The organism is Pseudomonas sp. LBUM1664 (assembly GCF_059695895.1).
Map to the genome: position 1 here is coordinate 1,696,545 of NZ_CP166791.1, position 23,852 is coordinate 1,720,396.

Genomic DNA, 23,852 nt, shown 5'->3' on the forward strand with positions numbered 1-23,852 from the left:
TCCGACATGGTCTGGTGGCTCTCGGATTGAGCCAGGGGGTAGTCGATGGCAAGCAAACTGGCGTTAGCGCTGGTGATTGGCGGCGCCGTCAGTTCGACGGTTGGGGCAGCCTTCAACACGGTTGAAGGCCGTATCAAAAAGCTGGAGGACAAAGGCAACAAGGCCAAGGTGCTCAAAAACACCATTGGCGAAACCATCCGCCTGCGTGATGAGTGGAAGCGGGCGCACGACAGCGGCGCCGCTTCGGCTGACGGCCTGTTGCGCAAGCTCAATGGCAACCTTGATGCCCTGCGCAAGCAGGGTGTGGAAGTGGGCAAACTGGGCCAGGAGTACCAGCGCCTCGGCCGCACGGCCAAAGCGGCCGATCTGCAGCTGAAAGGGCGTCAGCAGCTCGATGCCGGCAAGGCCGGGCTCAGGTCGAGCGTTGGCCAGGCGGTCGTCGGTGCCGGCCTGGCGGCGGTGCCTACCAAGATTAGCGCGGATTATCAGGCGATCATCCGGGACATCGCGATCAAGGCGGACGTGGTCAACAAGCCACAGGAAGCCCAGCTTAGCCGGACGGTGATCCAGACTTCGCAAGACACGGGCATGGCCCGTAACGATGTGGCGGATCTGGTTAACCAGCTGGTCGGTGCCGGCATGGACCTTAAGCAGGCCATGGCCTACGCGCCGACAGCGGCCAAGTTCGCCATCGGCCAGGGCGCGTCGGGTGTCGACACGGCCAGCATGATCATGGCGCTGCAGCAGAACGCCAAGATCACCGACCCCAAGGTGATGCAGCAGGCCCTGGAGGCCATTGCTTATCAAGGCCAGGCGGGCAGCTTCGAGGCCAGCGACATGGCCCGGTGGTTCCCTCAGCTGCTGGCCAGCATGGAGAAGAACGGCAGCACCGGCATGGAGGCGGTCAGCTCCCTGGGCGCCATGCTTCAAGTCCAGATGAAAACCGCCGGCGGTTCGGACGAAGCGGCCAACAACCTCAAAAACTGGATTGAGAAAATCGGTTCGGGTGATGTGGTCAAGGCGTACAAGGACGCCGGCATTGACTATCAAGGCTCGCTGAACACCGGCATCCAGAAGGGCATGTCGACGCTGGAATCCAGCTTTGCCCTGGCCATGAAATACATCCAGGCCACCGACCCGGCGAAAGCCGCGAAGATGGCCGAGGCCCAGGCGAAGATCAGCAAGGAGACGGATCCCGAGAAGGCCAAGGCGGCGCTCGATGCCCTGGAAAAATCCCTGCGTACCGGCGACCTGTTCGCTGACATGCAGGTCAAGGCCGCGCTCACGGCCTATTCGCAAAACAAGGCGCTGTATGAGCAGCTGAAAAAGGATTCGCAATCCTCCGGCGGGATCCTCGATAAAAACCTGGCAGAGCGCCGCGAAACGTCGAAACAGATGTGGGACGAGCTGGGCCAGGCGGTCAGCGATGGCATGCGTAGCGTGGGGGATGCCATCCGCCCGGCAACCGACGCGGTCGCTCAGGGCCTGACCTGGATGGCACGTGGGCTGACCAAGCTGTCGGACGGTGCGCAACCGGTGGTGCTCGGCATTGCCGCCATCACCGCCGGCCTGATGGCCCTCCGGACGACTGCCAAAGCGGTCAAGATTGGCAAAGGCTTGTACAACATCAGTCGCGGCCGGGCGATGGAGCGAGGCGCGGGTGCCCTTGGCGAGGCTGTTTCCAAAGCCCCTAAAACCGGTATCAAAACGGTCGACAAGGGCCTGGGCATGCTCGGCAAGTTCTTGGGCGGCAGCAGCGACTCGGGTGCAGAACTTGGCAGCGAGCCCCAGCGCGTTTTCGTCGTCAATGCTGATGCGATAGGGCGGGCGGGTTCGCCTGGCCCAGGTGCTGACCCTGGCGGCGCTGCTGGCAAGCGTCAGCGGGGCCGTCGTGGTCGTCGCGTGGCATTGGGGGCGACCCAGCGCCGGCGAATGACCGTTCGGGCGCCGAGCGTCCCGGCTGTGTCTGCCCCTGCACTGCCCGTCATACCCAATGCCCGGGCGCTGACGGGCCTTCCTGTGAAAACCATGGCAGAGGCTGTTCCTAGCGGTTCTTTCGGGCAGGTCGTTAAGTCGCTCAAGAGCGTCACTCAGGTTTCCAAGCGTGTGCCGGGAGGGGCGGTAATTGATGCGGGGGTAGGGGTTTTGGATACCGCGCTCAACGCCACGACCCAAGACGAAAAAGCCGAGGGCTATGGTGGTGCCGCCGGCGGCCTGGCGGGTTCGCTCACCGGCGCTGCTGCAGGTGCTGCTATTGGTTCGGTGGTGCCAATCATCGGTACCGCTATCGGTGGGGCCATTGGTGCCTTGTTGGGTGGCATGGGCGGTGAGGCTGTCGGCGGAATGTTGGGTAAATCCTGGTTTGGCAGTGATGACAAGGCCGAGGATGCCAAACGCGACAAGCCCGAAGCCGCTCAGCTCGACAAGTCTGGTGCATCACTCGAGTCGTTACGCGTAACGCCATCGCTCACTGACCCCAACAAACCCGCTCAGCCGCTGGTGCCTGGTGATGCTGTGCGGGCTATGGAGGGGCCGGTCAAGCCGCCCGAGGTCGCCAAGTTGGTGGAGAAGGCGGCGCCGGCGCCTGTGCCGCCGAAGGTTGAGCCGGCCTTTACCTTTACTTTGAGCATGCCAGTCACGGTGCAAGGCGACGTAAAAGACCCAGCGCAGTTGGCTCGCGAGCTGGAGCCGCATTTTCAGCGACAGCTGGAGGCTTTCAGTCGGGAGCTTGCAGCCCGTCAGGCTTCGACCCAGCTGTTCGATGCTCCCCACGTTTAAGGAGGTGCCATGGCCTACATGGAGCAAATGCAATCGGTGTTGAAGTCTCTAATTGCGGCGGGCGAGTCTGGCCGTACCAGCCTCGACGGCATGCTGGGCCCGCTCAATGGCGCCATCAGCGACATGACGGGCGCGGCGTCCGAGCTGGAGGGGGTGCCCTTCATCGGGCCCACCATCGGCGCCAAGGTTCAGCGGACCATGCGAGCGATCAACGCGGCGCAGTCCGCCGTGGGCGAGGTGGCGGCCAAGTACAACCAAGCCGTCACCGCCGCCGGCCAGGTGCAGGAACGGCTGGGCTCGCTCAAGGAACAGTCGGGCAAGGCGGGCGCCGCGATCAACCGTATCGCCGGCAAGGTGAGCCCGTCGCTGAGCAACATCGTGCCCACGGGGTCATTTGCCCCGCAGGCAACGCCAGTGGTCGAGGCGGTGAAGCCGTTCCCGCACTTGCTGATCATGCAACCCCAGGAGCCAAACGCCCAGGCGTACTACTTCAACCTTGATACGGCCGCTTTTGAAGAACTGCGCCGGCAGACGTCGTTCCGCTGGGCGGGCCAGGAGCGCCTGACGCGCAGCATCGCTCAGCAGGCGGTCGGTCTGGGAGAAGACAAGATCAGCCTCAAAGGTGCGATCTTTCCGGGTTTCAAGGGTGGGCTTAAGCAGTTGGACACCCTACGCACTATCGGCCGCCGCCTGCAGCCGGTGAACCTGACCACAGGTTATGGCGAAGTGCTCGGCACCTGGTGCCTGGTCAACATCGAGGAAGACCAAAGCCACCTGCTCGCCGGTGGCATTCCGCGTAAGCAATCCTTTTCACTGGAGTTTGTGAGCTATGGCGACGACCTGCAGAACGTCTGACGGGGATCTGTTGGACACCGTGTGTCACCACTACTACGGGCACCTCAACGGCACGGTGGAGGCTGTGCTGTCCGCCAATCAAGGTTTAGCTGACGAGCCGCAGCCTTTTCGTGTCGGCGTGATCATTCTGTTGCCGGATCTGCCGGCGCAGACGCTGGAGGATGTCCTGCTATGGGATTAGCCCTTGGCGTTACGCGTCACGAAACCCCGCCCTGTGCGGGGTTTCTTCTTTCTGGAGTGTCACCATGACGCCGACCTTTCGCATTGTCGCGGACGGCAAGGACATCACCACGCTGATCAATGATCGTTTGTTGAGTCTGCGCACCTCGGACAAGCAGGGCATGGAGTCGGATGAGTTTGAGTTGCGCATTGATGACCGGGATCAGGCGGTCTCGTTGCCCTCACGCGGTGCCCGCATTGAGGTCTACCTGGGTTACACCGGCCAGGCCCTCACTCGCCTGGGTCGCTACACCGTCGACGAGGTCGAGGTATCCGGGCCGCCCGATACGTTGGTGATCCGAGGCAAGGCGAGCGACATGCGCGGCAGCGGCAAGACTGTGCGCAGCTGTTCCTGGGAAAACGTGCCGCTGCAGCAGATCGTACGCGACGTGGCCGCGCGCAATGGCTGGCAGCCGGTGTGCCCGGTACAAACCAAGGTGCCCCGCGTCGACCAGCTCAACGAGTCGGATTACAACTTCATCACCCGCCTGGCCAAGCAATACGACTGCACGGCCAAGCTGGCCGACGGCAAGCTGTTGGTCATGCCCCGGCAGGGCGGGCAGACCGCGAGTGGCAAGAACTTGAGCCCGGTGACCCTGAGCCGTGCTGATCTGAGCCGGTACCAATTCCGTCTCGGCGACCGCAACACGCAGAAGGCCGTGCGCACTAGGCACCAAGACAAGAAGACGGGCGCCTTGCAGGTGGTCGAGCTGGACAACGACGATTTGCCCGACGGACTGCCGGCGGTGCACACCGACCGGCATATCTACCCGAACAAATCCGCCGCTGAGCAGGCCGCCAAGGCGCGCCTGGCCGCGTTTAACCGCAGTACCGCCGGGGTGCGATTGGAAATGGCTGGGCGTGCTGATGTGTTTGCCGAACGGCCCATCATCATCCAGGGCATCAAACCCGGGCTCGATGGTGAGTACCTGGCGGATGCGGTGGAGCAAATGTTTACCGCCAGCGGCTGGACCACCACCGTCGAGTGCAACGGCGGCAAGAAGGGCAAGGCCAATGCCAAGGGTAAGAAAAAGAAGAAAGAGGCCAAGCCGGTCAAGGTCGTCAACCTGTAGATAGCGCCGAAGCGCACCCCCCCATAACCCGCCGAGTGCGGTTTTTTTATGCCTGGAGAAAAGTTATGACTGCAACCGAAAAGGACCGCGACATCCTCGCGCGTACGCTGTGGGGCGAAGCAAGAGGGGAGGGTCTGGCCGGCCAGATTGCCGCAGCCTGGACCATCCGCAACCGTGTGTTCGATGGCAAGGATAAGTCCTGGTGGGGTGAGGGTTACGCCGGCGTCTGCCTGAAGCCGTACCAGTTCAGCTGCTGGAACAAGAACGACCCGAACTATCCCTACCTGAGTGGCGCAAAGGAAATCCCGCCAAAGCAGTTCGCCCAGGCTCAGCGCGCTGCCGACTTGGTTATCTCTGGCGTCGAGCCTGATATGACTCGCGGGGCGACCCACTATTACGCGACCACCATGCCGAAGCCGCCGGCCTGGGCGGCGAAAGCCACGCAAATCCTGCGCCTTGGCAATCACGTCTTCTTCAAGGATGTGCCATGAGTCCCGCGGCGCTGAAGGCGCTGGCCGTTGGTGTGCTGGTGCTCCTGCTGCTCGCCGTGGGCGTGACCTGGAAGGTCCAGGACTGGCGATACGGCAAGCAGTTGGCAGAGCAGGCCGGCCTGCACCAATCCGACCTCGACAAAATCAGCAGCGCGGCCGCCGCCCAGGTCCAGGCGGAGCAGGGCAAGCGCCTGGCGCTGGAGCAGCGGCTGTCGGCCAGTGATCAAACCCACTACAAGGAAATGAGCGATGCACAAAACTATCAGGCTCGCCTGCGCGATCGCCTTGCCACTTCTGATTTGCGGCTGTCAGTCCTCCTCGACGAGGATTCAGCCGGTAGCAACGCAGTGCCTGCCGCCACCAGCGCCGGCGGCGTGGTTCATGGAAGAGCAAGAGCCCAACTTGACCCAGCGCATGCTCAACGAATTATCGCCATCACCGACGACGGCGACCGGGGGCTGATCAAGCTGGCGGCGTGCCAGGCGTATGTGCGAGAGCTGGGCGGCGATCAGTGGTGACGGAGGACGAGTGAAGGGCTCTGTTGTGACGCCAAGAGGCGGAATATCTTTGCCGTTGGGAAGCCATTCAGCGACAATCTCCTTTTTACAGGGAGGTTCAAATGGACCGTAACAACAGCCTCGACTCATTGCGGTTCTTGGCCGCGCTTTGCGTCGCTGTGGCGCACTGCCTCACGGCTTTTTCGACCCAGCCATTCCACGCCCAGACTTGGGCGATGATGGATTTTTCCAATGTCGAGGGTGTGTTTGCTCGTTTGATCCAACTTGTGTTCAACGCTCACTCGGCAGTGATAATATTTTTCGTTCTTAGTGGGTTTGTGTTGACCCTGTCCTTGCAGCGTCTTGCGTCTGTGAACTACGGGGTCGAGTTTTTCGTTTTTGTTATTCGGCGTATTTATCGAATATTCCCGGCTTTAATTTGTAGCCTTCTGATTTTGGGCTACATGATCAGCTACCCATCCGATAAGTTGGTTCAGAATATGTTGTTAATGGATACGTCCATTAACAGCGTGGCCTGGACATTGAAAGTTGAACTAGTTGGCTGCCTTGTCGTGTTCTCGGCTTTCATGGCGCGACGAATCTGGTGGCCTGGATTAATAATCGTAGGATGCGCGTTATTGGTCCTTTTCTTTGGTGGCTTTATGTCGCCTATTTTCGCAAAATACCTACCAGCGTTTTTTGTCGGAAGCATGATCGTTTATGTCAGCAGGGGGATAACGGTTGGTAGGCTTGCGGCGTATTCGGCATTAGTTCTGATGCTTGTTTCTGATATGGTATTTGGATATAAGACAGATGCCTCAATCCTCATTCAAACCGCTTGCGCGGGAATTCTGATCCTGAGTATTGGCCGGTCTGAATCAATGACCTGGCTTAATCGTCCAGTCCTATCCTTCCTTGGAAAAATTTCATTCTCCTTCTACCTCATGCATCTGGCCGGCATGATTTTGACCAGGCAGCTTTGCGTCAAGCTGGGCATACCGCTTGGCAAGATGTCTATGATTGAAAACGCAGCTATTTATGCGGCGATCTCTGTTCCTTTAACCGTTGCGATTTCGGTGATTACTTATCAGTTGGTGGAGCTGCCCATGAATAAAGTTGGCGGCGCCACAGCGACATCTTTTCGAAAGGTATTTTGTCAGAGCTCTTGGAGTCGTGCGACCAAGACCGTAGAGAGACAATCTACTTTGTGACGCCCTCCTAAATCCTTGCCGCGATTCAGAAGTACTTGCTCGCCGCACTCTGCTCGGTGACTGCTCGGTGCCTTCCTCGGGCGACGTCGACTGGGACTGATCAAGCTGGCAGCGTTCCAGACATACGTGCGGGAGCTGCATAAATAGGGGATGGTGATCGGTCGGCAGGACGCCGGGGAGGGGGGAATTTTGGGGGAGTTATTCCCCCAAATGGTGTGGAATGGTGTTGTGTTGGTTTACGTTGAAATCGATTCCCTATAGGGTTCCTGGAGATGAGCCGCCAATGTTTGTTGAGTATGAAAACGGATTCGAAATCCGTTGTACTGGCGACAGTACCTAGGGTTCAAATCCCTATCTCTCCGCCATTATTGTGTATGACTAAGCCTCTGAAATTGTTAAAGATTTCAGGGGCTTTTTCGTTTCTGACGTTTCGGTTAGGGCATTTTTAGGGCGAAAAGACTCGCTACGATGCTGATGTCTGGTGAGTCAAATCTGAAATTGCTGCGACTACATTGATCACCATCTCAGCGACCGCGATCTCTCCGTTCAATCTAACGGTTGGTTTAGTCAGTTTCTTGAGCCACAACTCATGTCTGGGTCTACTACGGCCCGCTCGACTTCCTACTTCATAGCTTTCAGCCCACGCGAGAAATTTTTGGTGGTTCGCATACATATCGCCACCAGGCAAAATGCGCTGGCCATACCGTTGTGATTCGCGTGATCTCAAACGCTCTATGCGCAGTGGAGTTGGAGTGTCAATGAATACCACCAGATCAGCGCTTTGAATCACCTCAGTCCCCCAGTCATCTAATGATCCAGACAATACCCAAGGAAGATCAGCCAGCGCTTGTTTTAACAGAACAAGTCTTTCTTCAGACGGACGTGATTTTTCAAAAGGGGGATCTGTCGGGTACCAATAGTAATCATCGACATCAAAATGAGGTACGTGAAGCCTGTCAGCCATTGCTGCTCCTAACGTGCTCACTCCCGCCCCCGAAGCTCCGCTGATATGAATCCGTTTGATCACCCTTGGTCTCCTGTCTTGCGAAAAAATCAACTGAAGACATCTGCCAATTATGCGGCAGTAGATGAGCAAAACCATCACCTTATGACGCTCCGCGTCACCCTCCGAAACGTCCATCCGCTCTAGCCACCCCAAACCAGGCACTGAGGTGCGGCAGATGAGCCGTGTCCAGCCGGTTTTCGACTGCTACGCAGCCGAGCGGGGATAAATCCCCTCGCCACAGTCAGAATTTTCCTCATGTGATCCTTATTAGCACGTCACCTCTTTGTGGCAATTGAACTAATGTCTCTAGCAGAAGACATCGCTGCCGATAGCTAAGACATATCCAAAAAAAGGAGTGACACCCCATGTTGCGGTTTTTTGCCGATCTGGGCTTCCGCTGGAAAATCACCCTGCCAATTGCTTTCCTCGCACTGCTGCTAGTGCTGATGGGATGGTCGGGCATGCGTGGCATTGGTCAGGTGACTGAGTCCAGCACGCAACTGACCAAGCGTTATTTACCGGCCATTAGCCTGCTGCTCAATGCCGATCGCGATCTCTACCAGGCTTTTGTTGCCGAGCGCAGCTTGCTTGGTGGTAATGCGGGCGACCATATGGAGGCGCTGCGTGCCAGTCATAGGGACAATATGAAGCAGGCTTATGATCGTGTGCAGAAATATGCCGCGATGCAGCCGGGTGCCGATGCGCTGGCGCTGGTCAGTCAGTTCAATGACCGCTTTGCACAGTGGTCGCAGGTTTCGCGGCAGGTCGTCGAGCAGGCCGCGAGCAATCCGCAGGCGGCCAGCACCCTGAGTTTTGGTGACGGTGAAAGTAAGTTCGATACCATGCGTGATGCCATCGACAAGCTTGGCGAGCTGGAAGATGAGGCGTCGCTTCGCGAGGGGCAGGCGGCAATCGACCATGGCCAGGCCGTGGGAGTGCAGCAAGGTGGCATTCTGTTGATTGGGCTGCTCGGTTGCGTCCTGGTGGTTTTTGCCCTGCCAATGGTGGTGCTGCGTCCAATGCGTCGTTTGCTGCACCGAGTCGAGCAAATTGCGGAGGGCGGTGGCGATCTGAAGGGGCGTCTGGAAGTGCGTTCGGCTGATGAGTTGGGGCAGCTTGGCAGCGCCTTCAACCGCTTTCTCGACAAGCTGCAGCCGCTGATTGCCGAGGTGGGCCGGGTCACCGGTGAAGTCGATGCCGCAGCGCGTGCCATGGCCAGTATGGCCGCGACCAATGACCAACTGATCAGCAGCGAGCATGCGGCGCTCGATCAAGTCAGCACCGCCGCGACCCAGATGAGCGCCGCCGTGCATGAGGTGGCACATAACGCATTGAATGCTTCGGACGCCGCGCAGCAAGCCACCAGCCAGTCCCGCGATGGTGCTGCGGTGGTCAGCAGCACCATTGAGTCGATCCGCCAACTGGCCCATGAGGTGGAAAGCGCCTCAGGAACCATCGAGGCATTGGCCCAGGAAACCTCCAGTATTGGCGCCGTACTCGAGGTGATCCGTGGCATCGCCGAACAGACCAACCTGCTCGCGCTGAACGCCGCCATCGAAGCCGCGCGAGCGGGTGAGCAAGGTCGCGGTTTTGCCGTCGTGGCCGACGAAGTCAGGGCTCTGGCGGCGCGCACCCAGGACTCGACCAAGGACATTCAGGTTCGTATCGAGCGTCTGCAAGCCGGTGTTGCCAAGGCTGTGCAAGCCATGCATGTCGGTAGCAGCAAGGCCCGTGACAGCGTCGAGCGCGCTGCGGGAGTCGATCAGGTGCTCAGTGGCACCAGCGGTTCAATACAGCGGATCAACGACATGGCCGCGCAGATCGCCAACGCCTGTGAAGAGCAGAGCAGCGTCACTGAGGAGATCGCCCGCAACATCTCTGACATCCGTGACTTGTCCAACGAAGCGGCGGAGAACTCTGCCCAGAGCATGCATGCCAGCCAGCAGCTTTCCGGTCTGTCGAGGAATCTGGCGGAACTGACCGGACGCTTCCGCACCTGAGTCAGCCGGGCATCAGGGCGGTTTCGTCCTGATGCCCGTCCCCGGCGTAATCATTTCCGGGCCGGCGTGCGAGGTGCGTCCTCAGATCCAGACGTCATTGACCGCCGTTCGCTCATGGGTTTCATCGCCGGTATTGATGACGCCACGAGGTTCGATCAACAGCAGTTTCACTTCCCGTTCGGCACTGGGCTTATGCTCGATGCCTTTTTTGACGACGTACATCTCGCCTGCGCCAATCGCCACCGCGCCGTCGCGAAGGTCGATACGAAGCTCGCCCTCCAGCACGATGAAGGTTTCATCGGTATCGGCATGGGCGTGCCAGATGAATTCACCTTCCAGCCTGACGATCTTGAACTGGTAGTCGTTCATTTCGGCCACGACTTTCGGTGTCCACTGCTCCTGGAACAGTGTGTATTTCTGCGCGAAATTGATGGGAGAGTAGTTAACGGTCATCGACGTATCCTCGTGCTGTAAGGGGTATGAGGGCGACCTTACTGCCCCGAGCCGGAGTGGGTATTGCATGATCGTGCAGCTTTTTTGCGGTGTTGCCTTTAGCGCAGCATTTTCAGCCAGCGTGCTGGCGAAATGCCGAAGGCCTGGGTATGCAGCCGGGTCATATGGCTCTGATCGAAAAAACCACAGGCCAGGGCTGTTTCGCTCAATGGCATGCCGCGCAATACCAGGCGACGGGCTTCATTCAGCCGACGCTGGGTGATATAGCGATAGGGGCTGGTGCCGTACAGCGCTCGAAAATCCCGAGACAGGCTCCATCGGTCCCGGCCACTTGCCTGGACCAGGTCATCCAGAGTGATCATCTGGTCAAGGGCGTCATGGATGAACAGCCGCGCACGTTCAGCCGCCGGGTAGTCAAGCAGTCGCCGTCCGCGCCGGTTGCCCGCGGCGATGTCGAGTGCCTGGGCCACATCGTAGATGGCGTCCTCTTCCTCGAGTGGATCGAGGTGATGATCCATGCTGCTCAATAACCTGCGGGTGGCGATGTTGAGGCGAGGATCGCTCGACAACCCCCCTTCGATGAAGGGCAAGGGTTTGCCACCCAGCACTTGTTGGATCATTGACGGTTCTATGTAGAACATCTGGTAACGAAAGCCGTCGCTCGTTCCCGCTTCACCGTCGTGAACCTCGTCCGGGTGCAGGACGATGGTGCCGCCGGGCTGACTGTGGCGTTTGCTATGCCGGTAATTGAAGCTCTGGACACCGGAAAGCGTGATCCCGATGGCGTAGGTGTCGTGCCGGTGGGTGGTGTAGCCATGGCCGCTGAAGTAGGCCTCGATGCGTTCCAGTTTTGTTGATTCAGGCGCACGCATCAGCCAGTCGCGATTGTGGATTGATTGACGCATTGAGACCGGCCTCTCGCTTTTGTCTGCTTACGATACCTGCGTGGTATCCCTTGCCACAGCAAAAAAGTAAAGCCACAGAAAGCTGCTCGTCTTGCAGAGCAGCTTATGGGGCGATACAGCAGGTGCTGTTCTAGATCTCCTTCACAGGCGTCTCGCCCTGAACATTTTTGATCAGCCCGATGACGTGAAGGCAGTCAGCTTTGTTCACGTAGGATTCGCCGCTGGCGATTGTTTCGTTGTTGCCGGCTCTCAAGCGCCAGCGCCATTGACCTTTTCCGGTGCTAGGGGTGCCTCGGGTCTGCCTGTAGATTTCAAAATACATCGGTTCGCTCCATGCGATTAACTCATTCAAGACATGCTTTGAACATGTCGTTGCAAGCCTAGCCAAGCTGAAAATTTTGGCTATGAGAAATTCGTTTTCATTAGTTATCAAATATTGCCGATATTGGGGCTTTCACGACTTTTTGCGCATAGACGCGCGGCCCTTGGCGTTTCTACACTGCATGCAGTCTAGGGGTCGGGGGCAGTGGATGAACCGCAACGAATTGCGCAAGGCCGACATCAATTTGATGGTGGTTTTCGAAACGCTGATGCTTGAGCGCAACGTGACGCGGGCGGCAGAGAAATTGTTCCTGGGCCAGCCGACCATCAGCTCGGCTCTCAATCGATTGCGGACGCTGTTCAACGACCCGCTGTTTATTCGCGTCGGCCACCGTATGGAGCCGACCGCCCGAGCCGAGGAGATCATCCAGCATTTGTCGCCGGCGCTGGATTCGCTGTCGGTGGCGCTGAGCCTGACCCACGATTTCGACCCCACCAGCAGCACCATGACCTTTCGCATCGGCCTGTCGGATGACGTCGAGTTCGGCCTGTTGCCGCCGCTGTTACGCAGCCTGCGCCAGGAAGCGCCGCAAATCGTGTTTGTGGTCCAGCATGTCGATTACTGGCGTATCCCCGATTTGCTGGCCTCGGGCGACATCACCGTGGGGATCAGCCAGACCCGCGGACTGCCGGCCAATGCCAAGCGCAAACTGTTGCGGCACATTCAGCCCAGTGTGTTGCGGGCCGATGCCTCGGACACGCCGCTGACTCTGGACGAATATTGCTCAAGGCCTCATGTGCTGGTGTCCCATACCGCGAACGTCGCCGGTTTTGCTGACGAATGGTTGGCCGAGATCGGTCGCAAACGCCAAGTCGTGCTGTCCGTGCCGCAATACAGCGCGCTGCCGGCGTTGCTGGCCGGCACTGATCTGATCGCCAGCCTGCCAGACTATACCGCCGCCGCCATGGCCGCCTCGGGCCAACTGTTCAGCGAACCCTTTCCTTTCAAGACTCCGACCCTGGATCTGTCCATGGTTTGGCTGAGCCATGTCGACAGTGACCCGGCCGAACGCTGGTTGCGCTCCCGGCTGGAGGCGTTCATGAGCGAGCGCGCAGCAGCGGGTAAACCCTGACACGACACGCGAAACAAAACTGCGTGAAAGCAGAAAGTCGAGGTATGGTTGCGACGCTGGAAACCTATCGTCATATTTTCGAAATGGAGTCGAACACATGCCTCACCTGCACATGGAGTACACCGCCAACCTGCCCGACTTGAAAGCCGATGTTGCACTGCTGCGCCTGAATAATGCGCTGGTGGCGTCCGGTCAGTTCGCAGCCGAGACAGACATCAAAAGTCGGGCCTCGAAAGTTGAGACTTTCCGGGTGGGTACCGGTTTAGGCGAGCGTGGTTTCGTGCACGTGAAGCTGGCCTTGCTGAGCGGCCGCTCGCCGGAAATCAAGAAACAATTGTCCGATAGCCTGCTGGCCGTGCTCCAGGAGTTGTGCCAATGGCGGGCTGATGTTTGCGTGCAGCTGTGTGTGGAGATTCTCGACATCGATCGAGGTCCCTATGCCAAGGCGTTGATCGGCCAATAAAGATCAGGCGTCTCGCCCGGGGCAGGCCTTGCGTAGCCAGGCGTTGGTGCTGCCCCGCTGCACCTTCAAGGTAAACCCGGGCGGGTCGGGCCAACCGTTGACGCGCCGGCATGACACAGGTTGATGCTTTGCAGAATGGCGCGCACATGGTCATACATGCCCTGGGCTTTATAGGTGGGGCGCATGCCGGTGCGGGTGTTGATAAACAGCTCGTCTTCGAAACAGGTCCGCAGTTTCTTGAGGCAGTAACTGACGGTTGACTGACTGACACACAATGCTTCGGACACGCCGGTGACGCTGCTTTGCTCGTACACAGCGTTAAACACCATGAGGTCCTGCATGTCGAGCTTTCTGAGGGAGTTACTGTTCAGCATCCGTTCTGTCTCTCGCTGTGCTCCTTGCGCGGATCTTGCGCAAATCAGGCCCATGATCCTAACGGAACGATCGTCCCAAGAGAATGCCGTGCGAGGCGTTTCACGGTCGCCAGTGGGACAGATAATGTAGCGAACACGACGGATCGATCATTCTCTTCGCGGTTTAGCGATTGTTTAGCTCGCGTCGATCCAAACTCCATCAAATCAATGTTTAACGACCCATAATGTCGTGGGACGCTCTCAAGGTGTGTTTCCTGTGATGCGCTTATGGACGGTTGGCCCGCAACATTCCAATACCCGTTATCCGCCGCCCTTGCTCCGGTTGGCAGATTCACGCCTGTCGTAACTCCGTCACTCTGCGCGCTGCCCTCTGAGTTGGCTTTTTGGGCACTCTGGCATTGCCGCCATGCGCGTCCTCCAGATACCCGTATTTCCTGTTGATCATGAAACGGTGCCCGCGTTGAACGCGAGCACAGACTGACGGTGCCTTATCGCCCGTCCGACACGCAAATACGAGCATTCTCATGAGCCTTGCCACCCTTACTTTCGCACCCGTGCAACAAGCCCAAGCGTTTCTGGCACAACACCCGGATATCGAGCTGTTCGAGCTGTTTATCCTCGACAACAATGGCGTGCCTCGAGGAAAACTGTTGCATCGGAACGAGTTGCTGGCGGTTTACGAAGGTGGTCGGCCGTTGCCCAGTACGATTCTTGGGCTGACCCTCAATGGCGATGATGTGGAAAACTCCGGGCTGGTGTGGGACGTCGGTGACATCGATTGCCGGGCCTATCCCATCAGTGGCAGCTTGCAGCGCATGCCGTGGCGGCTGATCCCCACGGCTGCCGTGCAAGTCAGCATGCATCCTCAAGAGGGCATGCCTGCGACCATCGCCGATCCGCGCTATTTGCTCGGCCAGGTGATCGAGGCCTTGCAGGCGGACGGTTATTATCCGGTGATGGCGGCAGAGCTGGAGTTTTATCTGCTGGATGCGCAGCGCGACAGCCAAGGCCGACCGCAACCGGCGCGCGACGCTGACGGCGGCCGGCCGCGGGCCACCCAGGTCTACGGTTTGCGTGAGCTGGAGCAGATCGAACCGTTCCTGGCGGACCTCTATGCGGCGTGCAAGCTGCAAGGCATTCCGGCCCGAACAGCCATTTCCGAGTACGCCCCCGGCCAGGTGGAGATCACGCTCGAACACCGCACCGATGCCCTGCAAGCCATGGATGAAGCGGTGCGCTACAAACGGCTGGTCAAGGGCGTGGCGCATAAACACGGCATGGTGGCGTGTTTCATGGCCAAGCCGTTCGAGGATCTGGCGGGTTCCGGCATGCACATGCACGTCAGCCTGGCCGACCAGGCTGGCCACAACCTGTTTGCCAGCGAAGCCGCCGACGGCACGCCGCTGCTGCGTCACGCGGTGGGCGGAATGCTCGACACCTTGCTCGATTCACTGCTGATGTTCTGCCCGAACGCCAATTCCTATCGACGGTTCCAGAGCAACAGCTACGCGCCGCTGGCGGCGACCTGGGGTGTGGATAACCGCACCGTGAGCCTGAGGGTACCGGGCGGCCCGGCGTTTTCGCGGCACATCGAACATCGCATTTGCGGCGCCGATGCCAACCCCTACCTGGCGGCCGCGGCGATACTGGCCGGCATCCATCGCGGCATACGGGAACAGTGCGATCCCGGGGCGCCTGTCGAAGGCAACGGCTACGCCCAGGCGGGCGAGTTGCTGCCCACCGATTGGCTGACCACCCTGCGCGCCCTTGGGGCCTCGACGTGGGCGCGGGAGGCCTTCGGTGGTGAGTTTCTCGGCGTTTACCTGGCGGTCAAGCGCGCCGAATACCGTCAATTCATGGGTGAAGTGGGTGAGCAGGACTGGCGTTGGTATCTGCATCAGGCCTGACGACAGCTTAAAATCGGCTGCTTAAAAAATTATTTAATAGCAACTTTTTCACGAAAAATTGATGGTGAGGTACCTAAAGTTTGTGCTGCCGTAGGAAACGAATTTTTCACACTTCTCCCGGCACTTCTTTTTAAAAGAGCAACTTCAGGAAACCGTCAACCATCATGCTGACTATTAAAGCCGTGCGCCCCGAGTGGGTGACGCTGGTCGCCAGTGCCTTTTTATTAGTGGGCTTCAACGTCGTTCTTTGGCAACACTTGCTGACTATCACGTCTGCGGATGGTCGGGGTGTGCTGATAGGCGTGGCGTTCGGCGTGATGGTGTTCTGCGCGTTCAATCTGGTACTGACACTCGTGGCGTTCCGTCCGGTGCTCAAGCCTTTGCTGATGCTGCTGTTTTTGATCAGTGCCGGCGTGGCGTACTTCATGGCCCAGTACGGTGTGCTGATCGACACCGGTATGTTGCGCAACTTCGCTGAAACCAATGCTACGGAAGTCCGTGATCTGTTGTCGCTGAAGTTGTTTGCCTACCTCGGCTTATTAGGCGTGTTGCCGTCCTGGTTATTGTTCAAGACGCCGATCAAGTATCGTCGCTGGCCGAAAGAGTTATTAAGTAAGTTGATAGTCGGTGTGGCGTCGGCGGCGGTGATTGGCGGGGTCGCCTTGGTCAATTACCAAGGGTTGTCTTCATTGTTTCGTAACCACCACGAGTTACGTTTGATGGTCGTGCCGAGCAACTACATCGGTGCTTCGCTTGAGTACTTGCGCGAGCAGGTCGCGTCGGCCAAACAACCGTTCATCCCGGTGGGAGAGGATGCGAGTCGCAATCCTGTCTGGCAAACCCACGCCCGCAAGTCCCTGACCGTTCTGGTGGTGGGGGAGAGCGCCCGTGCCGAGAACTTCGGCGTCCTGGGTTATAACCGCGACACCACGCCGACCTTGGAGAAAGAGGCCGGCCTGATTGCCTTCACCGATGTGCAGTCTTGCGGTACCGAAACTGCCGTGTCGGTGCCATGCATGTTTTCCAACATGGGGCGCAAGAACTACGACGCCAGCAAGGCCAGGAATGAAGAAGGTCTGTTGGATGTGCTCAAGCACGCCGGGCTGGAGGTGATCTGGCGTGACAATCAGTCCGGCTGCAAAGGCACCTGCGACCGGGTCACGGTGCAGGATGTCAGCAATCTCAAGGATCCGAGCCTGTGCGCCAACAGCGAATGCCGCGACGAGATCCTGCTCCAGGGGCTGCAGCATTTCATCGACACGTTGGACAAGGACACGGTGCTGGTGCTGCACCAGATGGGCAGCCACGGGCCGGAATACTTCAAGCGCTACCCCAAGGAATACGAGCATTTCACCCCGGTGTGTGAAAGCAACGCGCTGAACAATTGCAGCCTTGAGAGCATCGTCAACGGCTATGACAACACACTGGTGTACACCGACCATGTGCTGTCGACGCTGATCGATCTGCTGCGGGCCAATCAGGACAAGGTCGACACAGCCATGCTGTATCTGTCTGACCACGGCGAATCCCTGGGCGAATACAACCTGTTTCTCCATGGCACGCCCTACATGCTCGCCCCGGAACAACAAAAGCACGTGGCGATGCTGGCCTGGTTTTCCGACAGCTATCAGAAGTCTTTCCTGGTCGACACCCATTGCTTGCAACTGAGTCGGGAAAAACCTCTGAGCCAGGACAACCTGTTTCACTCGATGCTCGGGCTGCTGGAGGTCAACAGTAAGGTCTACAACCCGGACCTGGACCTGTTCGCCAGTTGCCGCAGTGCGGTGATCGACGGTGTGCTGGCCAAGGAATGACGCCTCGACCTTTTTTTCACGCATCGCTGGTTAACCTGTTGTTTATCCATCCTACCAAGAGCTGTTCGTATGTCCGGGCAACCCCCATCCACCGTCGAGCTTGAGTTTGCCAGGCATCACGACCAGGAACATGCGCAAGTCTGCTGTCAGCCGGCGCCTCGACGGTTGCGCCTGGCGTTCTGGCGTGACGAGCAAATGGTGCGCAGCGCCCTGAAAGCGGCGGGTGAGCCAGGGCTGGTGCTGGATGTGGCGTGTGGGGCAGGGCGGTTCTGGCCGGTGCTGGCCGAGCATGCCAATCGGGTCATCCTGGCGGCGGACCCTTCGCCGGACATGCTTGATCACGCCCTCACCCACCATGGCGGCGCGTTGCTCAAGCGGGTCAAGACTTTCCCCAGTTCGGCGTTCACCATCGGGCTGTCGGTCAACGCGGTGGACTGTATTTTTTGTCTGCAACTGTTTCGGCATATCAGCGCCAGCGAGCATCGCCTGGCGCTGCTGCGCGAATTTCATCGGGTCAGTCGCGACACGGTGATCGTGTCGGTTCAAATCGAGGGGCGCCTCAAAATAGGCCAGCCGCCGCAACGCAGCCTGGCCGGCAAGGCTGACGTCGAAGCCGAGTTCCGCCAAGCCGGTTTTACTGTGCTGTGGCATCAGGATTTCCTGCCCGGTTTCGCGCTGACGCGGGTTTATGTATTGCGTAAGGCTGGTTAAGCCCCGATGTAAGCCCCGATGTAGGACTATTCTTGCCTTTGCGCAGGCGATTTCTCTCAGGCTCCTGCTCTATGGATGCTCGCAATCGCTGACGGCGATATATACTGCGCGCCATTCTTCAAGGGAGAGCCGTGTGGCCATCGATATTCACTGGATTCGCGACAACGATAGCCTCGGTCAATTTTGCGCCCAATGGCAGCAGTTGCCATTCGTCGCCCTTGACACCGAATTCATGCGGGTCGACACCTTTTACCCGATTGCCGGCTTGCTGCAGATCGGCGACGGCAAACGTGCCTACCTGATCGACCCCTTGACCATCGACAACTGGCAGCCCCTGGCCGCACTGCTGGAAAATCCGGCCGTGCTCAAGGTGCTGCACGCGTGCAGCGAAGACCTTGAAGTGCTGCTGCGCTTGACCGGGAGCCTGCCCGCGCCACTGTTCGATACCCAATTGGCTGCCGCCTACCTGAACCTGGGTTTCTCCATGGGTTATTCGCGCCTGGTACAGGAAGTGCTGGGTATCGAGTTGCCCAAGGGCGAGACCCGTTCCGACTGGTTACAGCGGCCTCTGTCCGAGACGCAGATCAGCTACGCGGCTGAAGATGCGGTGCATCTTGCGGAAGTTTTCGTACAACTGAGCCCGAAGCTTTCCGACGATAAACACGCCTGGGTTCTGGAGGACGGCGCCGAACTGGTGGCCAACCTGCGTCGCGAAGTCGACCCCTATGAGGTGTACCGTGAGGCCAAACTGGCCTGGAAACTTTCCCGTGCCCAATTGGCCGTGCTGCGTGAACTGTGCGCCTGGCGCGAGCGAGAGGCGCGGGCCCGTGACCTGCCGCGCAACCGCATTATCCGCGAGCATTCGCTGTGGCCCCTGGCCCGCACGCAGCCGGATAACCTCGGTGCGCTGGCGAAAATTGAAGACATGCACCCGCGTACGGTGCGTCAGGACGGCGAATTTCTGCTGGACCTGATTCAGCGCGCAGCCAGCGTGCCGGCCGAGCAATGGCCACCAGCAGTGGCCGAGCCGTTGCCCATCGAGGCCTCGGCGCTGGTCAAGCGTCTGCGGGCTCTGGGGCAGGCTGAAGCCGAGCGCCTGGAGATCGCCCCGGAGCTGATGCTGCGCAAGAAAACCCTCGAAGCGCTGATCAAGAGCGGCTTCCCTGAGGGCCCTTACCAATTGCCTGATTCGCTGCGTGGCTGGCGCCGCGAATTGATGGGCCAGGCGCTGCTCGACAGCCTGGCCACTGCCGGAGAACAGCCTTGAAACGTATCTGCTCTATCTACCGAAGCTCGAAGAAAAGCGAGATGTACCTGTATGTGCTCAAGAGCGATGCCTTGAAGCGTGTGCCCGAGCCATTGATGGCGGCTTTTGGCAAGGCGATCCATGCCTTTGACCTGGTGCTGAGCCCCGAGCGGGAGCTGTCCCGGGAAGACATCAACAAGGTGCTGGAAAACCTCGGCACCCAGGGTTATCACTTGCAGATGCCTCCGGCCGAAGATGAGTACATCGAGCATTTGCCCGAAGAGTTGCTGCGACGCAACGACCCGGTCTGACGGTACCCTGAGGCACCCGTCCTGGGGTCTCTTGAAACACTGGAATGGTTTATTGGCGATGATCGCATGGATGGATCGACACTCTGTCGGCGGTCGTCTGCACTGTTTTTGAAAGGTTTGATTCATGCGCGTTCTGATTGCCGAACACGACCACGCGGTGTATGCCCAGCTTCTGCGTCAGGCTGCACCCGATATCGAAGTCCTGACCAGCGGCGACTCCGCCGAACTGTCGCGGCTGGCCGCCGATTGTCCGGTCTGGCTCGGCCAGCCTGATCTGCTGGCCACCCTGCTACGCCAAGGCCATCAACCTCGCTGGCTGCAATCGACCTGGGCGGGCATCACGCCGCTGCTGGCCGAAGGCTTGACGCGCGATTACCGCCTGACCCGGGCGGTGGGGATTTTTGGCCAGGTGATGGCCGAGTACGTGCTCACTTACCTGCTCGGCCATGAGCGCGAGGTGCTGGCGCGACTGGTCAGCCAGGTAGAGCGCAAGTGGGACAACCGCCAGGGGCAGGGGCTGGCCGGGCGCAAGGCACTGATCGTCGGGACCGGCGATATTGGCCAGTGCGTGGCGCAGTTTCTGCTGCCGTTTGGTGTGCAACTGTACGGCATTGCCAGCGAAGCGCGGGAGCAGGCGCCGTTCATCGAGGTCGGGGCGCTGAAGGATCTGCCGCGTCTGGTCGGCGAGGTGGATTACGTCATCAACCTGCTGCCCAATACGCCCAACACCCATGATGTGTACGACGCGGCGTTGTTCAAGCAATTCAAGCCTACCGGGCTGTTCATCAACGTTGGACGCGGCGTGGCCGTGGTGGATGCGGATTTGGTAGAAGCTTTGAAGGAAGGACACCTGGCCGGTGCGGTGATCGACGTTTGCCGCCAGGAGCCACTGCCGCAGCGTCATCCATTCTGGACGGCCTGGGGCCTGCTCTTGACCGGGCATAGCTCGGCACCGACATCACCGACGATGATGGTGCAACTGTTCCTGGAAAACCTGCGCGCCTATCAAACTGGCGAAGCCTTGCGCGGGGACGTGGATTTCAACCGGGGATACTAAAGCCGCCCCAAACCCATTGTGGGAGCGAGCAGGCTCGCTCCCACATTTTTTTGGTCTTTGTGGGGTTAGAGGGTGAAGTCGCCTTCGGCAACGAGTTCGCTCAACGGCCGGCGCGGGCTTGGGGTTTCGCGGGCCTGGAGGAAGTCGGCCAGGGTGGATTTATCCCCCAGCTTGCCGATCGCCACGGCTGCGTGCAGCGCGTAGCCTTCCGGGATTTTCAGTTCCTTGCGGGTCAGTTCCTGGTCGAAACCGGCCATGCCGTGGGTGTGCCAACCGCTGAGGCTGGCTTGCAGAGCCAGATGGCCCCAGGCCGCACCCGTGTCGAAGGTGTGGCACAGCGCCGGGGTTTCTTCAGTGGCGCCGGGCGCCGCGAAGGTGGTTTTCGAAGCGATGATCACCAGCGCCGAGGCATGCTGAGCCCAGCCGCGGTTGAATTCATTGAGCAGGCCCAAAAAACGCTCCCAGTTTGGCGTGTCGCGGCGTGCATAAAGGAAACGCCACGGCTGCGAGTTGTACGCCGACGGTGCCCAGCGTGCGGCTTCGAAAAATCCCAGTAGGGTTTCTTCGGCAATGCTCTCGCCGGTGAAGGCTCGGGGCGACCAGCGTTCGGTAAACTGAGGATGAATGGCGTAATCAGCAACGCGGGGATTGGCGCTCATGGGCTTACCTGACTGGGTTCGGGAAGTGGATGAAGCAAGCTACGTCCAAGCGCGCAGCCTGGCAAGCCCCGCCATACCGACAGTCGCCAGTGCTTGGCCTGAAGAGGCCCTGGCACTAGACTGTCGGCCTTTTCACCACCTGACATTGATGCTTGAGCCATGGCCGCCAAAGTCGAACCGTTCTGGATACGCAAAACCCTCGATCAGCTCGATCCGCAGGAATGGGAATCGCTGTGCGACGGCTGTGGCCTGTGCTGCCTGCAAAAACTCGAGGACGAAGACGACAACAGCGTCTACTACACCCGCATCGCCTGCAAGCTGCTGGATCTGAAAACTTGCCAGTGCACCGACTACCCCCACCGTCGTGAGTTCGTTCCCGACTGCATCCAGCTCACGCCGGGCAAGGCCGATGAGTTCAAATGGCTGCCGCCGACCTGCGGTTATCGGTTGGTCAGCGAGGGCAAGGATTTGCCGCTGTGGCACCATCTGGTTTGTGGCGACCGCGATGCCGTGCACCATGAACGCATTTCCCAGTCCGGGCGTATGCTGGCTGAAGGCAGCGTGCCCGAAGAAGATTGGGAAGATCATCTGATTTTTCGTGCCGGCTGAAACGCCGGACATCGCTTCACCGGGGGAGCCCATGGCTGCAGGATTGAAACGGACGTTGGCGGCCGGGCTGCTGGCGGTGTGCGGGCCGCTGTGGGCGGCGCAGAAAGTCGATCTGGATTATCACGTGCATCTGTTGCCGCAGAGCGATCAGGCGCAAGTGCGCCTGACCCTGGCACGGGGTTCGGCGGTGCGCAGTCTGGATTTCGACCTTGGCGACGGCAGCCGTTACAGCGACTTCAAGGCTGACGGTCAATGGCAGCTTACGCCGGGTAAAGCCGCGCGCGGCCTATGGCGCCCGACCGCCGACAAGGCGAGCCTGAGCTACCGGGTGCGAATCAGTCATGCCCGCAAGAATGGCACCTTCGAAACCCGCATGACCCCAAGTTGGGCCTTGTTGCGCGGCGATGACCTGGTGCCGTCGGCCAAGCTCGATCAGCAGGACGGCGTCGAGCTGGTGGCCCGTCTGGACGTTGAGTTGCCCGACGGCTGGAAAAGCATCGAAACCCCCTGGCCGCGCATCGGCAAGCAACGCTTTCGCATCGACAACCCTTCGCGGCTGTTCGACCGTCCGACAGGCTGGATGCTCGCTGGCAAACTCGGCAGCCGCCGCACACGCCTGGGAGAAACCGAAGTCACGGTGACCTCGCCCCAAGGCCAGGGCATGCGCCGGATGGATGTGCTGACGCTGCTGACGTTCGTTTGGCCGCAGGTGCAATCGGTGGTGCCGCGCCATCGCGCCAAGCTGCTGATTGTGGGTGCGGGTGACCCACTGTGGCGCAGCGCCCAGGCTGGCCATGACTCGATTTATCTGCACAGCCGTGCGCCGCTGATCAGCGAACGGGGCACTAGCCCATTGCTGCGGGAACTGGTGCAGGTGCTGGCGCGCGTCAATGATCATGATCGCAGTGACTGGATCAGCGAGGGGCTGACCGAGTACTACGCCATCGAACTGCTGCGCCGCGCCGGAGGGATGAGTGATGAGCGCTACCAGACCCTGAATGATCGCCTCGCCCGGGACAGCAAGGGCGTTACGACTTTGCGCGGCGAGCAGGTCAGCCCCGCGACGGTGGCCAAGGCGGTGTTGCTGTTGCAGGAGCTGGACCGCGAGATTCGTTTGAAAACCCGTAACAAGCGCTCGTTGGATGATGTGCTGCAGGGGGCGATGCGGCTGGAGACGGTCGATACCAAGGAGTTTGTGCAACTCAGTGAAAGCATCCTGGAGGGGAGCTCTACCGTGCTGGATAGCCGGTTGCTTCAGTGATATCGCTATTGCGGGCAAGCCTTGCTCCCACATTGGATTTTGTATGGCTCAATCCTGTGGGAGCAAGGCTTGCCCGCGATGAGGCCATCAGTTCCACCACAAAAATCTAGAATCCAGCTTTCGGCGACGGCGAAACCAGCGAATCATTCCCCGTCACCGTAGCCGTGCCGGTCGCTGCTTCGGCATTGGCCTTCATGCGGCTCAGCTCATCACCGGCCTGTTCGATCCGGGCGCGGGCGCTGTTCAAGTTCTGGCGGTTCTTTTCCAGCAGGCTCTTGGCCGAACAATGCCCGGTGATGCCCCGCGCCAGCGCCACGCCGCCGATCGCCAGTTGAGCCAGACCGATCACACCGCCACGGCGCAAGCCTTTGCCCATCATCAGCACACCGACGGCCAGCGAGCCAATACGTTCCCAACCGTGCACGTTTTGCGGGCTTGGGGATTGGAAAGGGGTGGCCTCAATCGTCTCGAACGGATTGTTATCGCTCATGATCTGTC

General features: G+C 59.5%; 24 protein-coding genes and 2 pseudogenes. 19 read left to right on the forward strand and 7 right to left on the reverse strand.

Translation table 11 applies throughout. The features are described from left to right. The first annotated feature begins 45 nt into the window (after nt 1-45). The 7 genes from ACA047_RS08140 to ACA047_RS08170 all read left to right on the forward strand — a co-directional run bounded on the left by ACA047_RS08140 (nt 46) and on the right by ACA047_RS08170 (nt 7,124). The gene (locus tag ACA047_RS08140) at nt 46-2,778 is read left to right on the forward strand and encodes a phage tail tape measure protein (protein WP_497358255.1); all 2,733 of its coding nucleotides are present in this window, start codon (nt 46-48) and stop codon (nt 2,776-2,778) included. Between the two features lie 9 nt (nt 2,779-2,787). Then, nucleotides 2,788-3,633 carry a phage tail protein gene (locus ACA047_RS08145; RefSeq protein WP_497358257.1) on the forward strand — a complete coding sequence of 282 codons (846 nt, stop codon included), beginning with the start codon at nt 2,788-2,790 and terminating at the stop codon, nt 3,631-3,633. Further along, entirely contained in the window at nt 3,608-3,814 is a 207-nt protein-coding gene (locus tag ACA047_RS08150) for a tail protein X (RefSeq protein WP_497358259.1), read from the forward strand. The genes ACA047_RS08145 and ACA047_RS08150 overlap by 26 nt, the downstream gene beginning before the upstream one ends. A 64-nt stretch (nt 3,815-3,878) precedes the next feature. Beyond that, nucleotides 3,879-4,925 (forward strand): phage late control D family protein, encoded by a 1,047-nt coding sequence (locus tag ACA047_RS08155; RefSeq protein WP_497358261.1) that lies wholly within the window; start codon nt 3,879-3,881, stop codon nt 4,923-4,925. Between the two features lie 65 nt (nt 4,926-4,990). Further along, entirely contained in the window at nt 4,991-5,416 is a 426-nt protein-coding gene (locus ACA047_RS08160; protein ID WP_497358263.1) for a cell wall hydrolase, read from the forward strand. Beyond that, nucleotides 5,413-5,934, forward strand: a complete 522-nt coding sequence (locus ACA047_RS08165) for a lysis system spanin subunit (protein WP_497358265.1) — start codon at nt 5,413-5,415, stop codon at nt 5,932-5,934. Before ACA047_RS08160 ends, ACA047_RS08165 begins: the two co-directional genes overlap by 4 nt. Nucleotides 5,935-6,035: 101 nt before the next feature. Next, a complete protein-coding gene (locus ACA047_RS08170) occupies nt 6,036-7,124 on the forward strand; it encodes an acyltransferase family protein (RefSeq protein WP_497358267.1) in 1,089 nt (362 codons plus the stop codon). 463 nt (nt 7,125-7,587) lie between these two features. Here the strand turns inward: ACA047_RS08170 and ACA047_RS08175 are convergent, their stop codons facing one another. Then, on the reverse strand, nt 7,588-8,151 hold the full coding sequence (locus ACA047_RS08175) for a P-loop NTPase family protein (RefSeq protein ID WP_497358269.1): 564 nt from the start codon (nt 8,149-8,151) through the stop codon (nt 7,588-7,590). A 344-nt stretch (nt 8,152-8,495) separates the two neighbouring features. Here ACA047_RS08175 and ACA047_RS08180 point away from each other — a divergent pair. Together ACA047_RS08180 and ACA047_RS08185 are read left to right on the forward strand one after the other, a co-directional pair. Continuing rightward, a pseudogene (locus ACA047_RS08180) lies at nt 8,496-9,272 on the forward strand (MCP four helix bundle domain-containing protein); the annotation flags it as partial. Nucleotides 9,273-9,350: 78 nt separating this feature from the next. Continuing rightward, nucleotides 9,351-10,130 (forward strand): methyl-accepting chemotaxis protein, encoded by a 780-nt coding sequence (locus tag ACA047_RS08185; protein ID WP_497360261.1) that lies wholly within the window; start codon nt 9,351-9,353, stop codon nt 10,128-10,130. Nucleotides 10,131-10,211: 81 nt separating this feature from the next. On the opposite strand, the gene ACA047_RS08190 is transcribed toward ACA047_RS08185, so the two are convergent. The 3 genes from ACA047_RS08190 to ACA047_RS08200 all read right to left on the reverse strand — a co-directional run bounded on the left by ACA047_RS08190 (nt 10,212) and on the right by ACA047_RS08200 (nt 11,810). Continuing rightward, nucleotides 10,212-10,583 carry a cupin domain-containing protein gene (locus ACA047_RS08190; protein WP_497358271.1) on the reverse strand — a complete coding sequence of 124 codons (372 nt, stop codon included), beginning with the start codon at nt 10,581-10,583 and terminating at the stop codon, nt 10,212-10,214. 98 nt (nt 10,584-10,681) lie between these two features. Further along, nucleotides 10,682-11,488 (reverse strand): AraC family transcriptional regulator, encoded by an 807-nt coding sequence (locus tag ACA047_RS08195; protein ID WP_497358273.1) that lies wholly within the window; start codon nt 11,486-11,488, stop codon nt 10,682-10,684. A gap of 130 nt (nt 11,489-11,618) precedes the next feature. Further along, on the reverse strand, nt 11,619-11,810 hold the full coding sequence (locus tag ACA047_RS08200) for a YegP family protein (RefSeq protein ID WP_497358275.1): 192 nt from the start codon (nt 11,808-11,810) through the stop codon (nt 11,619-11,621). Between the two features lie 208 nt (nt 11,811-12,018). On the opposite strand from ACA047_RS08200, the gene ACA047_RS08205 reads away from it, so the two are divergent. After that, the gene (locus tag ACA047_RS08205; protein ID WP_497358277.1) at nt 12,019-12,942 is read left to right on the forward strand and encodes a LysR substrate-binding domain-containing protein; all 924 of its coding nucleotides are present in this window, start codon (nt 12,019-12,021) and stop codon (nt 12,940-12,942) included. A gap of 97 nt (nt 12,943-13,039) precedes the next feature. Continuing rightward, entirely contained in the window at nt 13,040-13,405 is a 366-nt protein-coding gene (locus tag ACA047_RS08210; RefSeq protein ID WP_497358279.1) for a 5-carboxymethyl-2-hydroxymuconate Delta-isomerase, read from the forward strand. 83 nt (nt 13,406-13,488) lie between these two features. Here the strand turns inward: ACA047_RS08210 and ACA047_RS08215 are convergent. Beyond that, nucleotides 13,489-13,779: pseudogene (locus tag ACA047_RS08215) on the reverse strand (LysR family transcriptional regulator); the annotation flags it as partial. Nucleotides 13,780-14,303: 524 nt separating this feature from the next. Between ACA047_RS08215 and ACA047_RS08220 the strand changes: the two are divergent. From ACA047_RS08220 to ACA047_RS08245, 6 genes are all read left to right on the forward strand, one after another. After that, entirely contained in the window at nt 14,304-15,686 is a 1,383-nt protein-coding gene (locus ACA047_RS08220; RefSeq protein WP_497358281.1) for a glutamine synthetase family protein, read from the forward strand. Between the two features lie 164 nt (nt 15,687-15,850). Beyond that, a complete protein-coding gene (locus ACA047_RS08225) occupies nt 15,851-17,500 on the forward strand; it encodes a phosphoethanolamine transferase (RefSeq protein WP_497358283.1) in 1,650 nt (549 codons plus the stop codon). 69 nt (nt 17,501-17,569) lie between these two features. Beyond that, nucleotides 17,570-18,211, forward strand: coding sequence for a class I SAM-dependent methyltransferase (locus tag ACA047_RS08230; protein WP_497358285.1), 642 nt, complete (start codon nt 17,570-17,572; stop codon nt 18,209-18,211). Between the two features lie 133 nt (nt 18,212-18,344). Beyond that, nucleotides 18,345-19,478: a ribonuclease D gene (gene rnd, locus ACA047_RS08235; protein WP_497358287.1), complete on the forward strand. Its 1,134-nt coding sequence runs from the start codon at nt 18,345-18,347 to the stop codon at nt 19,476-19,478. Beyond that, nucleotides 19,475-19,768, forward strand: a complete 294-nt coding sequence (locus tag ACA047_RS08240; protein ID WP_497358289.1) for a YcgL domain-containing protein — start codon at nt 19,475-19,477, stop codon at nt 19,766-19,768. The genes rnd and ACA047_RS08240 overlap by 4 nt, the downstream gene beginning before the upstream one ends. 124 nt (nt 19,769-19,892) lie before the next feature. Then, nucleotides 19,893-20,825: a D-2-hydroxyacid dehydrogenase gene (locus tag ACA047_RS08245; RefSeq protein ID WP_497358291.1), complete on the forward strand. Its 933-nt coding sequence runs from the start codon at nt 19,893-19,895 to the stop codon at nt 20,823-20,825. A 65-nt stretch (nt 20,826-20,890) separates the two neighbouring features. Here ACA047_RS08245 and ACA047_RS08250 read toward each other — a convergent pair whose 3' ends face one another. Continuing rightward, a complete protein-coding gene (locus ACA047_RS08250; protein ID WP_497358293.1) occupies nt 20,891-21,484 on the reverse strand; it encodes a nitroreductase family protein in 594 nt (197 codons plus the stop codon). Nucleotides 21,485-21,643: 159 nt separating this feature from the next. Here ACA047_RS08250 and ACA047_RS08255 point away from each other — a divergent pair, with 159 nt between their 5' ends. Continuing rightward, nucleotides 21,644-22,093 (forward strand): YcgN family cysteine cluster protein, encoded by a 450-nt coding sequence (locus tag ACA047_RS08255; RefSeq protein WP_497358295.1) that lies wholly within the window; start codon nt 21,644-21,646, stop codon nt 22,091-22,093. 31 nt (nt 22,094-22,124) lie between these two features. Further along, nucleotides 22,125-23,354: a M61 family metallopeptidase gene (locus tag ACA047_RS08260; protein WP_497358297.1), complete on the forward strand. Its 1,230-nt coding sequence runs from the start codon at nt 22,125-22,127 to the stop codon at nt 23,352-23,354. A gap of 106 nt (nt 23,355-23,460) precedes the next feature. Here the strand turns inward: ACA047_RS08260 and ACA047_RS08265 are convergent, their stop codons facing one another. Beyond that, nucleotides 23,461-23,844 carry a YgaP family membrane protein gene (locus ACA047_RS08265; protein ID WP_497358299.1) on the reverse strand — a complete coding sequence of 128 codons (384 nt, stop codon included), beginning with the start codon at nt 23,842-23,844 and terminating at the stop codon, nt 23,461-23,463. Nucleotides 23,845-23,852 lie beyond the last annotated feature (8 nt).